Origin of the sequence: Serratia sp. LACPHL-BACT-2024-00286 (assembly GCF_043109535.1) — a bacterium.
Lineage (GTDB): Bacteria > Pseudomonadota > Gammaproteobacteria > Enterobacterales > Enterobacteriaceae > Serratia > Serratia sarumanii.
The window spans coordinates 192,738-207,740 of the sequence record NZ_JBICNA010000007.1; the positions used below are offsets into that span (position 1 = coordinate 192,738).

Annotated in this window: 14 protein-coding genes; 3 read left to right on the plus strand and 11 right to left on the minus strand. The window is 63.2% G+C overall.

Annotation, left to right across the window (positions count from 1 at the left end):
* Positions 1–14 precede the first annotated feature (14 nt).
* Positions 15–1,262, plus strand: a complete 1,248-nt coding sequence (locus ACF8MC_RS20625) for an MFS transporter (protein WP_043148337.1) — start codon at positions 15–17, stop codon at positions 1,260–1,262.
* A 53-nt stretch (positions 1,263–1,315) separates the two neighbouring features.
* Here ACF8MC_RS20625 and ACF8MC_RS20630 read toward each other — a convergent pair whose 3' ends face one another.
* Positions 1,316–1,942 carry a LysE family translocator gene (locus ACF8MC_RS20630; protein ID WP_049235504.1) on the minus strand — a complete coding sequence of 209 codons (627 nt, stop codon included), beginning with the start codon at positions 1,940–1,942 and terminating at the stop codon, positions 1,316–1,318.
* 121 nt (positions 1,943–2,063) lie between these two features.
* Here ACF8MC_RS20630 and ACF8MC_RS20635 point away from each other — a divergent pair, with 121 nt between their 5' ends.
* Positions 2,064–2,975, plus strand: a complete 912-nt coding sequence (locus ACF8MC_RS20635) for a LysR family transcriptional regulator (protein WP_060439316.1) — start codon at positions 2,064–2,066, stop codon at positions 2,973–2,975.
* An 11-nt stretch (positions 2,976–2,986) separates the two neighbouring features.
* Here the strand turns inward: ACF8MC_RS20635 and ACF8MC_RS20640 are convergent, their stop codons facing one another.
* The 10 genes from ACF8MC_RS20640 to fdnG all read right to left on the minus strand — a co-directional run bounded on the left by ACF8MC_RS20640 (position 2,987) and on the right by fdnG (position 13,841).
* Positions 2,987–3,262 (minus strand): type II toxin-antitoxin system RelE/ParE family toxin, encoded by a 276-nt coding sequence (locus ACF8MC_RS20640; RefSeq protein WP_033636570.1) that lies wholly within the window; start codon positions 3,260–3,262, stop codon positions 2,987–2,989.
* A complete protein-coding gene (locus ACF8MC_RS20645; RefSeq protein WP_033649526.1) occupies positions 3,262–3,522 on the minus strand; it encodes a CopG family ribbon-helix-helix protein in 261 nt (86 codons plus the stop codon). The genes ACF8MC_RS20640 and ACF8MC_RS20645 overlap by 1 nt, the downstream gene beginning before the upstream one ends.
* Positions 3,523–3,604: 82 nt before the next feature.
* Entirely contained in the window at positions 3,605–5,446 is a 1,842-nt protein-coding gene (selB, locus tag ACF8MC_RS20650) for a selenocysteine-specific translation elongation factor (protein WP_392423906.1), read from the minus strand.
* Positions 5,443–6,837: an L-seryl-tRNA(Sec) selenium transferase gene (gene selA, locus ACF8MC_RS20655; RefSeq protein WP_060439320.1), complete on the minus strand. Its 1,395-nt coding sequence runs from the start codon at positions 6,835–6,837 to the stop codon at positions 5,443–5,445. Before selA ends, selB begins: the two co-directional genes overlap by 4 nt.
* 69 nt (positions 6,838–6,906) lie before the next feature.
* A complete protein-coding gene (locus ACF8MC_RS20660; RefSeq protein WP_060439322.1) occupies positions 6,907–7,512 on the minus strand; it encodes a glutathione S-transferase in 606 nt (201 codons plus the stop codon).
* 40 nt (positions 7,513–7,552) lie between these two features.
* Positions 7,553–8,203: a DcrB-related protein gene (locus ACF8MC_RS20665; RefSeq protein ID WP_033636562.1), complete on the minus strand. Its 651-nt coding sequence runs from the start codon at positions 8,201–8,203 to the stop codon at positions 7,553–7,555.
* A gap of 114 nt (positions 8,204–8,317) precedes the next feature.
* The gene (gene fdhE, locus ACF8MC_RS20670) at positions 8,318–9,247 is read right to left on the minus strand and encodes a formate dehydrogenase accessory protein FdhE (protein WP_033649531.1); all 930 of its coding nucleotides are present in this window, start codon (positions 9,245–9,247) and stop codon (positions 8,318–8,320) included.
* Complete coding sequence (gene fdoI, locus ACF8MC_RS20675) at positions 9,247–9,882, minus strand: formate dehydrogenase cytochrome b556 subunit (RefSeq protein WP_004934017.1); 636 nt, start codon at positions 9,880–9,882, stop codon at positions 9,247–9,249. Before fdoI ends, fdhE begins: the two co-directional genes overlap by 1 nt.
* Positions 9,879–10,781, minus strand: a complete 903-nt coding sequence (gene fdxH, locus ACF8MC_RS20680) for a formate dehydrogenase subunit beta (protein WP_033649532.1) — start codon at positions 10,779–10,781, stop codon at positions 9,879–9,881. Before fdxH ends, fdoI begins: the two co-directional genes overlap by 4 nt.
* Positions 10,782–10,793: 12 nt before the next feature.
* Entirely contained in the window at positions 10,794–13,841 is a 3,048-nt protein-coding gene (gene fdnG, locus ACF8MC_RS20685; protein WP_094887892.1) for a formate dehydrogenase-N subunit alpha, read from the minus strand.
* Between the two features lie 415 nt (positions 13,842–14,256).
* Here fdnG and sodA point away from each other — a divergent pair, with 415 nt between their 5' ends.
* A complete protein-coding gene (sodA, locus tag ACF8MC_RS20690; protein WP_004934003.1) occupies positions 14,257–14,877 on the plus strand; it encodes a superoxide dismutase [Mn] in 621 nt (206 codons plus the stop codon).
* Positions 14,878–15,003 lie beyond the last annotated feature (126 nt).

The window sequence follows — 15,003 nt, forward strand, 5'->3', positions numbered from 1 at the left end:
ATCAGTACAATAATATGAAAACGACATTACCACCTGCGGCACGTTTGGGCCGACAGGCGCTTTTATTCCCTCTTTGTCTGGTGCTGTTCGAGTTCGCCACTTATATCGGCAACGATATGATTCAGCCGGGCATGCTGGCCGTCGTGGCGGATTTCAACGCCGGCGAAGAGTGGGTACCCACCTCGATGACCGCCTATCTGGCCGGCGGCATCTTCCTGCAGTGGCTGCTCGGGCCGCTGTCGGATCGCCGCGGCCGCCGCCCGGTGATGCTGGCCGGAGTGGCGTTCTTTATCGTCTCCTGCCTGGCGATCCTGTTGGTCACCACCATCGAGCAGTTCATCGCCATGCGTTTCCTGCAGGGCATCGGCCTGTGCTTTATCGGCGCGGTCGGCTACGCCACCATCCAGGAGTCGTTTGAAGAATCGGTGTGCATCAAGATCACCGCGCTGATGGCCAACGTGGCGCTGATCGCCCCGCTGCTCGGGCCGCTGGCCGGCGCGGCGCTGATCCACGTCGCGCCGTGGCAGAGCATGTTCGTGCTGTTCGCCGCGCTGGCGGCCATCGCCTTCTACGGCCTGTGGAAAGCCATGCCGGAAACCGCCACGCTGCAGGGCGAGGCGTTTTCCGCCGCCAACCTGTGGCGCGACTACCGTCAGGTGCTGGGCAACCGCCGCTTCCTGTGCGGCGCTTTGGCGATCGGTTTCGCCAGCCTGCCGCTGCTGGCCTGGATCGCCCAGTCACCGGTGATCCTGATCAGCGGTGAGTCGCTGTCGACGCTGGATTACGGCCTGCTGCAAATCCCGGTGTTCGGCGCGCTGATCCTCGGCAACCTGACGCTGGCACGCCTGACCGGCAAAAACAGCGTGGAGCGCCTGATCAAGCTGGGCGCGGGCCCGATGCTGCTGGGGCTACTGATCGCCGCGCTGGCGACCCAGTTCTCCAGCCATGCCTACCTGTGGATGACCGCCGGCCTGAGCCTGTACGCCTTCGGCATTGGCCTGGCCAACGCCGGCCTGTACCGCCTGACGCTGTTCTCCAGCAACGTCAGCAAGGGCACGGTGTCGGCCACTATGGGCATGCTGAGCATGATGGTGTTCACCATCGGCATCGAACTGGCCAAGGTCGCCTACGTCTGGGGCGGCAGCGGGCTGTTCAACCTGTTCAACCTCATCAGCGGCCTGTGCTGGCTGACGCTGGTGGCGCTGTTTATCGGCAAACGCCGCAACGGTGACCCCACGCCGCAGCCGACCGGCGCGGCTTAAACGCCACGATAAACGCCGGTCCGGTTTCCCGACCGGCGTTTTTTTATGCGGCTTCAGCCGAGCAGCCCCCACAGCGCATACCCCGCTCCCACCACCGCCACCCCCAACAGCAGCAACGCCGACAGGACAGAGATCGCCCGCCGCGCGCGCTGCAGCGCCGTTCCCGACAGCAGGGTGATATAGGCCAGCAAGATGGCGAAGTCCGCCAGCACCCACAGTGCAGTCAACAGCGTCAGGCTGGCGCCGATCGAGGGGGTGACGGCGATAAACTGCGGGAAAAAAGCGACGAAGAAGATAATGTCTTTGGGGTTGGCGATGCCCACCAGAAAACCGGTCAGGATCGCCGAGCGTTTTTGCGGCGGCGCAACGGGCTGCGCATCCGGGGTTCGCGCGGATAAATCCTCATACAGCGAGACGATCGCCATACGGCCGATAAACAGGCAACCCAGCAGGCCTATCCACTGCAGCAAGCGCATATCCACCGCGAACAGCCCGGTGATAATCAGCGCGGCGACGCCGATCAGCAACAAAGAGGCCCCATTGCTACCCAGCGCGGTCAACAGCGCGCGCCGGGCGCCAAAGCGCGCCGCAGTGTTGGCCACCATCGCCACCACCGGCCCCGGCGTGGCGATCAGCAAGAAAATGGCGGCGAAATACGCCGCCAGCAACGACAGGTTCATCTTTATTTCACTCACATTCAGTCAGTTGGCGTCGCGCCATTATCCTGCCGCCGCCCCCGCCTTGAAAAAGGAGTAATCCTGTCGTTTACTGTGAATCAGACTCATTATTAGAGACGCCGCGATGGCCAGTTCCCTTCCGCCGCTTTACGCCCTGCGCGCCTTCGAAAGCGCCGCCCGCACCGGCTCGTTCACGCTGGCCGCCGAGGAGCTGCATCTCACCCCGAGCGCCGTCAGCAAGCACATCAAAACGCTGGAGCAGCACTTCGGCTGTCGACTGTTCCAGCGCAACGGCCCGCGCATCGAGGTCACGCCGCAGGGGAAAATCTTCGCCGCCGAGCTGCAGCAAGGGTTTGGCCGCATCGAGCAAGCCTGCGAGCTGTTCAGAAGCCACCGCGATCTACTGCGGCTGAAGGCGCCCTCCACGCTGACCCTGCGCTGGCTGCTGGACTGCCTGAGCCGGTTCCGGCAAACGGCGCAGGCGTTCGAGGTGCAGGCAGCCAGCGTCTGGATGGACATCGACAGCGTGGATTTTTTCAGCGAACCCTACGACTGCGCCATCCTGCTCGGCAACGGCCACTTCGGCGCCGACACCGCCGCCGCCAAACTGTTCGACGAATGGCTGATCCCGATTTGCGCCCCCGCGCTGCTCGCCGACGGGCAGCGCGACCTCGCCGCCTGCCCGCTGATCCACCCTTCGCCCGATCGGCGCGACTGGCGGCGCTGGCTGCAAAAAAGCGGCATCGCGGCCCCGATCGATCTCACGCGCGGCCAGGTATTTGATTCGCTGGAACAGGGCAACACGGCGGCCATCGCCGGGCACGGCGTCTCGATCGGCGATCTGGCGCTGAGCCTGCGGACGATTGAAGAGGGGTTATTGGCGCTGCCCTGTGACGCCGCCGTGCGTACCGGCGACGGTTACTATCTGGTTTGGCCGGAAGAATCGGCGAAGCGGCCGCTGATCGAACGCTTACAGGCGTTTCTGACCGCCCAGACGCCCGACGTCAGCCAGGCCGCCGTCAGATTCATCGGGTAGGGGAATTCGGCCTATCGCTCTTCGCGGGTATGCCAAATACGCAGAACATAAATCGTTGCCGGCTGCACCTGGTAACGTATCTCATAACGGCCGACCAGAATACGCCTCACTTCCTGCGGTAAAAACTCGTCCAGTCTTTCACCCAGGCGAGGATTATCAAGCAACGCTTTAGGCGCGGCGACCAAGGCCTTCACCGAATTCGCTGCCGCAGTACGGTTAGCCAAGGCAAGAAACTCAAACAAACGCGCCAAATCCGATAGCGCCTTACTCGTCCATTTTAACTCCATCAGCGCGGTACCGGCAGCGGATCGTCACTGTCCAGGCTGGCAGCCCAAGCTTCTACCGATTCATGATCGATAACGTTTTGCTGTTCGACATCGGCCAGCGCCGCCAGCGTTAACCGACGGCGCTCTTCCTCTTGCTCGAGCCAGGCGGTGAGGGCTTGCTTCACTATCCATCCCCGTGAGCGTTCAAGTTTGGCGGCCATTTCATCCACCTTTTCAGCCAAAGGCAGCGGGACATGAGCGGTGATGACTTTCGTATTCATCGTCTTGCTCCTCAGTACAATCAATATCAATCAAAGTGATTAAAGCTGATTATACCGCCATCAGAGAACAAAAAACACGCAATCAGTTGCCAAACAACCCGCCGTCGCGCAGCAGATGCTCGTTACCCTTGCGGCGGGTAAAGCCGCTGCGATCGAAGAACTCCAGCACCTGGATCGCCAGCTTGCGCCCGACGCCGAGCCGATCGCGGAAGTCGGCGGCGTTGGCGCCGCCCCGCTCCGCATCCAGCTCGCGGATCAGCGCCGCGAACTGCTCGATGCGTCGGCTGAGGTAATAGCGATCCACCACCACCGCCGTCACATGGCCCAGCTGGGCCGCCTTGCGCAGCAGCGCCCGTACCCGGCTCTCTTCCTCACCCAACTCGCTCGCCAGATCGCGCACCCACCACGGCTCGTCGCCGAACAGCGGTTCGATGCGCGCCCACAGCGGCGCCTCTTCGGCGCTGAACGCCAGACCGTGTTCCGGCAGGTGCAGCCAGCCGCGCGTATTGCGCAGCGCGCCGGCCTTCAGCAGCCGATCGATCATCATAAACACCAGCGTTTCCGGCTGCTGGGGCAGGGCCATGCGCCGCAGACGGGCGCGCCCTAACCCCAACTGATCGGCGTGCTGTTGGTGGTACTCCGCCAGCACCTGCAGCAGCCGACTTTCCGCCTGTTGCACCTGCTCCTGCGCCAGCGCCCGGTCACCGACGATCAGCAGATCGCGGTTCGCCAGCAGTGCCGCCAGGCCGTCGTCGGTCAACTGACGCGCCCAGGCGAACGCCGTCAGAGACAGCGCGCCGTGCGGCAGCTCAAGCGTCAGCGCCTGCGCATCGTCCTGCGCGTTCGCCAGGGCCTGCAGCCATGCCAGGTAGTCCGGCTGGCGCTTGCCGCGCTTGGGCGCGCTCAGCCTGAGCACCCGGGCCGCGCCCAGCGTTTGCCGTGCGCCGATATCGCGCAGCACCAGCCGATCGTTCTCCGCCAGCCACAGCGGGCGATCGAGGATCAGTTCCGCCAGCCCGTCGTTCAGCAGCGAAATGCGCCCGGTGATGTGGCTGGCGGCATGGTGCAGGTGCAGCGGCTGCCAATGGCGGATCGGCCGATCCGCTTCCAGCGCCACCAGAATGCGTTCCGCCGCCTCCGGCGGACGCTGCGCCAGCAGCCAGTCGCCGCGCGCGACACGGTCTTTATCAACATCGCCGCTGATGTTCAACGCGATGCGTTGCCCGGCCTGGGCTTGTTCCACGGCCTGATTTTGGGCGTGCAGGCCGCGCACCCGCACCGGCGCGTCGGCGCCGGTCAGCCACAGCGTATCTCCCACCTGCACCCGGCCGCCGAGCGCGGTGCTGGTCACCACCAGCCCCGCCCCTTTGACGCTGAACGCACGGTCTACCGCCAGGCGAAAACGGCGCGTCAGCGCGTGCTCGCCGGAGGGCAGCGCCAGCAAATGCGCGCGCAGCGCCTCAATACCCTCTCCCGCCGCCGCCGCGGTAACAAACAGCGGTGCATCGGGCCAGCCCTGGCGCGCCAGTTCGTCGCGCACCTGGCGGCGTACCTCGCCGACACGCGCCGCGTCCACCCGGTCGGCCTTGGTCAGCGCCACCGTCAGCGCCGGGCGCCCGCTCAGGCGCAGGATCGCCAGATGTTCGCGGGTTTGCGCCATCACGCCGTCGTCGCAGGCCACCACCAGCAACGCATGGTCGATGCCGCCGACGCCCGCCAGCATGTTGGCGAGGAATTTCTCGTGGCCGGGCACGTCGATAAAGCCCAGCACCCGGCCGTCCGGCTGCGGCCAGTAGGCGTAACCCAGATCGATGGTCATACCGCGGCGCTTCTCTTCCGGCAGGCGATCCGCGTTGATCCCGGAGATCGCCTGCAGCAGGGTGGTTTTGCCATGATCGACATGGCCGGCGGTGGCGATGATCATGAGGCGCTCAGCGCGTCGATCAGCGCCCCTTCCTGTTCCAGACAGCGCAGATCCAGCCACAGCCGGCCGTCACCGAGGCGGCCAATCACCGGCTGCGGCAGGCGGCGCCAGCGTTCGGCCAACGCTTCCAACGTGGCGCCGCGGCCGTCGCGCGGCGTGAAGGTCAGCGCATAGCTGGGCAGGCGATCCACCGGCAGCGAACCGCTGCCAATTTGCGACCAGCACGGTTCGGCGCGCAGCTCGAAATCGGCGGTGAACCGCGGTGCCAGCGCCGCCAGCAGCCGTTCGGCCGCCTGTTGCATCTCCTGCTGCGGGCGGGTCAGCAGCCGCAGCGTCGGCAGCTGCTCAGCCAGTTTTTCCGGCTGCAGATAGAGCCGCAGCGTGGCCTCCAGGGCCGCCAGCGTCAGCTTGCCGACGCGCAGCGCGCGCTTGAGCGGATGCTGCTGCAGGCGGGCGATCAGCGCCTTTTTGCCGACGATGATCCCGGCCTGCGGGCCGCCCAGCAGCTTATCGCCGGAGAACGTCACCAAGTCGACGCCGGCGGCCAGCAGCCGCTGCGGCATCGGTTCGGCGGGCAGGCCGTACTGCGCCATGTCGATCAGCGAGCCGCTGCCCAGATCGGTGGCGGTCGGCACGCCCTGTTCGGCTCCGAGCTGCGCCAGTTCAGCCTCGTCGACCGCCGCGGTAAAGCCCTGAATGCTGTAGTTGCTGGTGTGCACTTTCATCAACAGGCCGGTCTGTTCGTTGATGGCCTGGCGGTAATCTTTCAGATGGGTGCGGTTGGTGGTGCCGACCTCCACCAGTTGGCAGCCGGCCTGGCGCATCACGTCGGGTATGCGGAATGCGCCGCCGATCTCCACCAGCTCGCCGCGCGACACCACCACCTCTTTGCCGGGGGCGATCGCCGCCAGCATCAGCAGCACCGCCGCCGCGTTGTTATTGACGATGCAGGCGTCCTCCGCGCCGGTCAGCCGGCACAGCAGATCCGCCACCGCCCGATCGCGATGGCCGCGCCCGGCGCCGTCGAGATCGTACTCCAGCGTCACCGCCTCCCCCATCACCGCGCTCACCGCCTCCTTCACCGGCTGCGCCAGCAGGGCGCGCCCGAGGTTGGTGTGCAGCACGGTGCCGCTGAGGTTGAACACCGGCAGCAAAGCCGGGCGTTGCTGCTGGGCCAGCTCGGCCCGCAGCGCCTGCGGCCAGTCGCCGCACCAGGCGGGTAAACGTTGCTGTTGCCCGATCGCGTCGCGCGCCTGGGCCTGCAGCCGGCGCAGCAGTTCGCCGATCAGCGTCTGGCCATGCTGCGCCACCAGCGGTTCAATCGCGGGTTCACGCAGCAGGCGGTCGATGGCGGGCAGTTGGCTGTAAAGAAGGTGGGATTCAGTGCTCATGGTCGCTCGGTTTTCAATTTAGACGTATCGGCATAGCAAAGCCCCGCCGCGGCGGGGAGAAAAGAACGTTCAGGGCGGCGCGGTGCGGGCGAAGCTTTCACGGGCGAACAGGCGTTCGGCCAGCTTGACCAGCGCCGGGCGCCCGACGCACCAGTTGGGCAGGATGCGGCGGAAATTGAGGTAGCCCAGCGCGCAGCCGGTGGCGATATCCGCCAGCGTCAGCCGCTCGGCATTGAGCCACGTTTTGTCCCGCGCCAGCGCCTCCAGCGCATCCAACCCGTGCGTCAGTTTGTCACGCTGGCGCAGCATCCAGTTTTCGTCCTGTTTTTCCGGCGCGCGCCGGCTTTCGCGAAACAGGGTCGCCGCCGCTTCGGTCACGCCATCCGCCAGCGCCGCCACCTGGCGGACGCGCAGCGCGGCGGCGCGTTCGGCCGGCAAAAACGCCGGCTCCATCGTCAGCAGTTCGAGGTATTCGGCCACCACCGGCGAATCGTAAAACACCTCGCCGTCATCGGCGATCAGCACCGGCACCTTGCCGAGCGGGTTAAGCTCCTTCACCCGGCTGCCTGGCTCATACGGCGGATCGTTGACGAATTCGAACGCGATCCCTTTTTCCAGCAGCATCACGGAAATCTTGCGCACAAAGGGGCTGGTGTAACTGCCGATAAGCTTCATCCGGTCTCCTCCGCTTCGTCCTGGCCGCGGCGCGGCGCCCTTACTTCACCGCCAGGGTATCGATAATCCGCTGCACCAGCGCCTGATGCACTTCCGGCGTTTTGGCCGGCGACAGCATTTGCAGCGTCACCACCCGTTTGTTGAACACCGTCAACACCAGCGTGGAGACCACCTTTTGCCCGTTGACGGTCTGCTCGGTATCCACCCGGCGAAACTTCTGTTTGCCGACGCTGAAGTTCTCTTCTTTGGTGGTCTGGATATTCTGATAGCGCTCGGCCAGCACCGTGATGGCGCTCTGCGCCAGCTCTTTCAGCATTTTGTCGCTGGTGTTGAGCTTCATGCCGTCCGGCGGGATCACTTCGGAAGAGACCGCGCTCTGGCGCGACTTGCCGTCGAGAAAGCGCTGAATGGTGGAGGTGCTGTCGTTGATGATGCCGCTGTTCAGCGTTTGATCGCTAAAGCCCGGCGGCAGCTCGAAGGTGATTTTGCCCTTCTGCAGCGACACGTTCAGCCCCGGCGGCGCGGGCGGGGTTTCTACCGGCGCAGGCGGCGGCGGTGGCGCGGGCTGCGTCACGGTCGGCTTGGTGTCCGGTGGCGGCACCGCCGGTTTGGTGTCGTCTTTGTTGTCGCAGGCCGCCAGTCCGACCGCCAGCACGGCGACCGCGGTCAGTTTTGCCAGGGTGTTTAACATCGTGGTTCCTTTCGCTTGGCGCGTTATGGCCTAAACGTAGCAACTCGTCCGGGCGAATGCCAGAAGCCCGTGCTGAAATTGCTGGTCCGGCCCCGCGCGAACGGGGCCGGGCGGTTACTCCGCCGGGAACAGGAACGGATTGATGCTGCTGCGGCCGAAGCCTTCTTCTTCCATGCGAGCGTCCAGCACCAGCGAAGCCAGATCGTCGGCCACCGCTTCGACCTGCGGGTCTTTTTCCTGATACAGGATCTTCAGGTAAGTGCCGCAGTCGCCGCAGCTTTCCGCCTTCACCGCCGCCTGCTCGCTGTCCAGCGACCAGTAGTTGAGATCGCGGGTCTGCTCGCAGTTGCTGCACTTCACCCGCACCACGTGCCATTCGCTTTCGCACAGGTTGCAGTGCAGGTAGCGCAGGCCGTTGACGGTGCCGATATGCACCATGCTGGAGACCGGGATGCTGCCGCACACCGGGCAGAACTGGCGCTGCTCGCCGTATTCGGCGCGCGCCTTGCCGGGGATCAGGCTGGCCATCTGCGCCCAATAGAGCGACAGCGCGGCCCAGAGGAACGGCGCCTTCTCGCTGCCCACCTTGCCGAACTCGCGGTTGAGCAAGGCGTCGGCCATCAGCTCCAGCTCGTGCGCCGAGGCTTTCTCCAGGTTGTCCAGCACCGCCAGGATATGCTCCGGCGCCTGCGGGCGCAGCTCGGCGATCAGCGACGCCAGCAGCTTGCGCCAGTGCTCGCTGCGCGGGAACACGCTCAGATCGAGCGGCGGTTTGCCGCTGGCGGCACCCTGCGCCAGCGCTTCGCTAAGATCGAGCTGCAGCGGATTATCGTGCAGCGCATGCTGCTGCGCCTGCGCCAGCTCGGCGGCGAAGTTCAGATAGTCGCCCAGCGGATTGTCGACAGCCAGCTGACGCAGGCGATCGGCGCGGCGGCTGTACAGGCTTTTCAGGTTGGCGAAAAGTAACGGCGGGATGTTCTCCGCCGTTGAGGACTTCTCACGCTGTGCCCCTAACTGCTCTTTAGGAACGATGCGGATACTCATCAGGGTTTATCTTCCTGTCGTTTCTCGCGGACCTCGCGGTACCAGCGCGGATGATGTTTCTTGGCCCAGGCCGCCGGCACCCAGCCTTCCACCATCGCGGTAATGGTGCCTTTTACCCACAATGCGGCGTAAATGTGCACCATAATCACGATAATCAGGCCGACCGCGGCCAGCGAATGCACCAGCAGCGCGATGCGGATCAGCGGGATGGAGAACGACGGCGCAAAATACGGCCGCCAGATCACCACGCCGCTGGCCAGCAGCAGCACCAGGCTGATAATCGCCGCCCAGAACACGCACTTCTGGCCGAAATTATAGCGCCCGGTGTCACCCACTTCCTCGTTCATGGCGATTTTGTGGATGTTCTTGGCCCAGACGATATCTTCCCGGTTGATCAGGTTATGCTTCCAGTAGCGCAGGAACATCAGCAGGAACGCGGCAAACATGATCACCCCGACAAACGGGTGCAGAATGCGCGCCAGCTGCGGCGTCCCGAAGATGTTCATCAGCCAGTTGAAGGAGGGGAAGAAGAACCCCAGCCCGCTGATGGCGGCGAACACAAAGCAGAACGCCACGATCCAGTGGTTGATGCGCTCCGGTGCGCTGTAACGCTGAATGGGCTTTTCCTTTCTCATTTGCGCGTCTCCTCGTCGTGCGACTCGTCGTGCTCGTCCTCATCGTCGACGCGGTTAGGCCCGACGCCGACATAGTGGAACACGCTGGCCGCGAAGGTGGCGGCAAAGCCGATGGCCGCCAGGGGTTTCCACACGCCCTTCCAGAAGGTCACCGCCGGGCTGATGCTCGGGTTGTCCGGCAAACCGTGGTACAGCTGCGGTTTGTCGGCGTGGTGCAGCACGTACATCACGTGCGTGCCGCCCACCCCCGCCGGATCGTACAGACCGGCGTTCTGGTAGCCGCGGGTGTTCAGCTCGCTGACGCGATCCGCCGCCACCTGCTTCATCGCTTCCTTGGTGCCGAAGTGAATGGCGCCGGTCGGGCAGGTTTTCACGCAGGCCGGTTCCTGGCCGACGTCCACGCGGTCGACGCACAGGGTGCACTTGTACACCCGGTTGTCGTCCTTGTTCATGCGCGGCACGTCGAACGGGCAGCCGGCGATGCAGTAGCCGCAGCCGATGCAGTGCTCGGACTGGAAGTCGACGATGCCGTTGGCGTACTGAATGATCGCGCCTTCCGACGGGCAGGCCTTCAGGCAGCCCGGATCGGCGCAGTGCATGCAGCCATCCTTGCGGATCAGCCATTCCAGCTTGCCGTTTTCCTCCACCTCGGAGAAGCGCATCACCGTCCACGACTTGGCGGTCAGATCGGCGGGGTTATCGTACACCCCGACGTTGTGCCCCACTTCGTCGCGGATGTCGTTCCATTCGGAACAGGCCACCTGACAGGCCTTGCAGCCGATACAGGTGGTGACATCGATCAGTTTGGCCACTTCTTCCTGGTGGTCACGGGCACGCGGCGCCGGCGTGAAACCATTGGTGGCGGATTTACGAATGATGTCTTGAGATTGCATGGCCATAATTCGTCTCCGTTACACCTTTTCCACGTTGACCAGGAACGCCTTGAACTCCGGCGTTTGCGTATTGGCGTCGCCGACGAACGGCGTCAGCGTGTTGGCGATAAAGCCTTTCTTCGCCACCCCTTCGTAACCCCAGTGGATCGGGATGCCGATGGTGTCGACTTCCTGGCCGTGCACCTGCAGCGTGCGAATACGCTTGGTCACCACCGCCTTGGCCTTGATGTAGCCGCGGTTGGAGCTGACCTTCACGGTATCGCCGTGCTTGATGCCTTTTTTCTCCGCCAGCTTCTCGCCGATCTCCACAAACTGCTCAGGCTGCGCGATGGCGTTCAGCAACGCGTGCTTGGTCCAGTAGTGGAAGTGCTCGGTCAGACGATAGGTGGTGCCGACGTACGGGAACTTGTCGGATTTGCCCATCGCCGCCAGATCGTCCTTGAACACGCGCGCCGCCGGGTTGGACACCACGTTCGGGTGCAGCGGGTTGGTGCCGAGTGGCGTTTCGAACGGCTCGTAGTGTTCAGGGAACGGCCCTTCCGCCATCTTGTCGGTGGCGAACAGGCGGCCCATGCCTTCCGGCTGCATGATGAACGGCCCGACGTCGCTGCCCGGCGCGGCGGTGCTGTAGTCCGGGATATCGGCCCCGACCCACTTGGCGCCGTCCCACTCCAGCAGCTGGCGTTTCGGATCCCACGGTTTACCCTGCGGATCCGCCGAGGCGCGGTTATACAGGATGCGGCGGTTGAGCGGCCATGCCCAGGCCCAGCCCAGCGTATTGCCGAGGCCGGACGGATCGGCGTTGTCGCGCCGCGCCATCTGGTTGCCGGCCGGCGTCCAGCTGCCGGCGAAGATCCAGCAGCCGCTGGCGGTGGTGCCGTCGTCGCGCAGCTGCGCGAACGAGCTGAGCAGCTCGCCTTTTTTCACCAGCACCTTGCCATCGGCATCCAGCAGATCCGCCAGCGCCTTGCCGTTGTTTTCCTGCGCCACCTCTTCCGGCGCCGGGTTGTCCGGCGTCAGGTAGTCCCAGGTCATGTTCAGCACCTGTTCCGGCACCGCACCGCCGTCGCGCGCATACATCTCGCGCAGGCGGCTGAAGATGCCCGCCAGGATCTCGCCGTCGTTCAGCGCTTCGCCCGGGGCGTCCGCGCCTTTCCAGTGCCACTGCAGCCAGCGGCCGGAGTTGACGATCGAGCCGTTCTCTTCGGCGAAGCAGGTGGACGGCAGGCGGAACACTTCGGTCTGGATCTGCGCAGGATCCACCTCGTTGAACTCGCCGTGGTTCTGCCAGAAGTTGGAGGTCTCGGTGTTCAACGGATCGATGGTCACCAGGAACTTCAGCTTGGACAGCGAAGCCACCACCTTGTTTTTGTTCGGGAACGACGCCACCGGGTTAAAGCCCTGGCAGAAGTAGCCGTTGACCTTGCCCTGCGCCATCATCTCGAAGTACTGCAGCACGTCGTAGCCTTTGTCCCACTTCGGCAACCAGTCAAAGCCCCAGCTGTTGTCCTTCTGCGCCTTGTCGCCGTAGAAGGTCTTCATCATGCTGACGAAGAATTTCGGGTAGTTGCCCCAGTAGTTAACCTGGCCCGGCAGCAGCGCCTTCGGCGTGTTGGCCTTCAGGTAGGTGTCGAGATCGGTCTGTTTCTCCGACGGCAGCGTCAGGTAGCCCGGCAGGCTCTGCGACAGCAGGCCGAGATCGGTCAGACCCTGAATGTTGGAGTGGCCGCGCAGCGCGTTGACGCCGCCGCCCGCCATGCCCATGTTGCCGAGCAGCAGCTGGATCATCGCCATGGTGCGGATGTTCTGCGCGCCGACCGAGTGCTGAGTCCAGCCCAGGGCGTACAGGAACGAAGCGGTTTTATCCGCGACGCAGGTTTCGGCGATGTATTCGCACACCTTGAGGAAATCGTCCTTCGGCGTGCCGCAGATGTTGGTCACCACGTCAGGCGTGTAGCGGCTCACGTGCTGTTTCAGCATGTTCCACACGCAGCGCGGATCCTGCAGCGTGACGTCGCGCTTGGCGAAGCCGTTCTCGTCGAACTGGTAGTTCCAGGTGGTTTTGTCGTACTTGCGGTTTTCCGCATCGTAGCCGCTGAACAAGCCGTCTTCGAAGGCAAAGTCTTCCCGCACCAGCAGGCTGGCGTTGGTGTAGGCCTCGACGTACTCGCGGTTAAACTTGTTGTTGGTCATCAGATACAGCAACACGCCCGACAGGAAAGCGATGTCGGTCCCGGAGCGGATCGGCGTGTAGAAGTCCGCCACCGATGCGGTTCGGGTAAAGCGCGGATCGATCACGATCAGCTTGGCATTGTTGTGTATTTTGGCTTCCATCGCCCAGCGGAACCCCACCGGATGCGCTTCCGCCGCATTACCGCCCATGACGATAATCAAATTCGCGTTCTTGATATCAACCCAGTGGTTGGTCATCGCACCGCGACCAAATGTTGGAGCAAGACTTGCTACCGTTGGTCCGTGTCAGACACGCGCCTGGTTGTCTACGGCAAGCATGCCGAGAGCGCGACTAAATTTTTGCGACAGAAAACCGGTTTCGTTGCTGGCGGCCGAGGCGCACAGCATGCCGGTGGTCAGCCAACGGTTGACGGTAACGCCCTGATCGTTGGTTTTGATGAAGTTGGCGTCGCGGTCTTCTTTCACCAGCTTGGCGATGCGGGTAAAGGCGTCGTCCCAGCTGATGCGTTGCCATTTGTCCGATCCTGGCGCCCGGTATTCCGGGTACTTGAGGCGGCTTTCGCTGTGGATGAAGTCAACCAGGCCGGCGCCTTTCGGGCAAAGCGCGCCGCGGTTTACCGGATGATCCGGATCCCCTTCGATATGGAAAATGCTTTCTTTGGCGTTTTTGGCGCCATCACCAAGGCTGTACATCAACAGCCCACAGCCGACGGAACAATACGTACAGGTATTACGGGTCTCGCGGGCGCGCAGCAGTTTGTACTGCCGGGTTTCCGCCAACGCCACTTCGGGGGCAAAGCCCAGCGCGGCCACCGTCGTTCCTGCCATACCGCCAGCGCAGATCTTAAAGAACTGCCTTCTGCTGACCTGCATGGGGGTCTCCTTTACTCTCGATTGTCACATTGTTCAAAGGCGCCTGCCCGCTAGCGCGGCAAACGCGAATGTCACTGTTGTTATGCTTGCTACGAACGCCGGCCATATTACCACAGCGTGCTTGTGGTTGTTACACACTCGTGCTCATTCAGTGAACGCTTTGGCACATTTCGATACATTTCGGCGTTGGCGCTCCCTACAGTATAGAGAGTAACCCGCGCGCCGGGGCGACGGCTTCACGCAGCCATCCGCCCCTTCTTCTATCAGTAGGTTAGCGCAGCGATTTGATCGTTAACCACACAGTTCACAGGGCATTGATAATCATTTTCAATATCATTTAATTAACTATAATGATCCGACTGCTTACGCGGTGCTCACGCTTTGCGCCGCCCATACACCACTGGAGATGATGATTATGAGTTATTCACTGCCATCCCTGCCGTACGCTTACGACGCACTGGAACCGCATTTCGACAAGCAGACGATGGAAATCCATCACACCAAACACCATCAGACCTACGTCAACAACGCCAACACCGTGCTGGAAGCCTACCCTGAGCTGGCCAAATACAGCGTTGAAGAGCTGATCCAGGATCTGGATAAAGTGCCTGCCGACAAACGCACCTTCATGCGCAACAACGCCGGCGGCCACGCCAACCACAGCTTCTTCTGGAAAAACCTGAAAACCGGCACCACGCTGGGCGGCGATCTGAAAGCGGCCATCGAGCGCGATTTCGGCAGCGTTGAGAAATTCCAGGAAGAGTTCGAGAAAGCCGCTGCCACCCGCTTCGGTTCCGGTTGGGCCTGGCTGGTGCTGAAAGACGGCAAACTGGCCGTGGTGTCTACCGCTAACCAGGACAGCCCGCTGATGGGCGAAGCGGTCGCCGGCGCTTCCGGTTTCCCAATCATCGGCCTGGACGTGTGGGAACACGCTTACTACCTGAAATATCAGAACAAACGTCCTGACTACATCAAGGCGTTCTGGAACGTGGTCAACTGGGATGAAGCCGCCGCACGCTTCGCCGCGAAGAAGTAATTCGCCCCCGTTGATGAAGATGCCCGCCACCGGCGGGTATTTTTTTGCCTGAAATCCGCTAAAGTTTGACCACGTCTTGCCGATGGTTTGTTCAATTGACGTTCGCCCGGAGAAGGAAAAAACGCT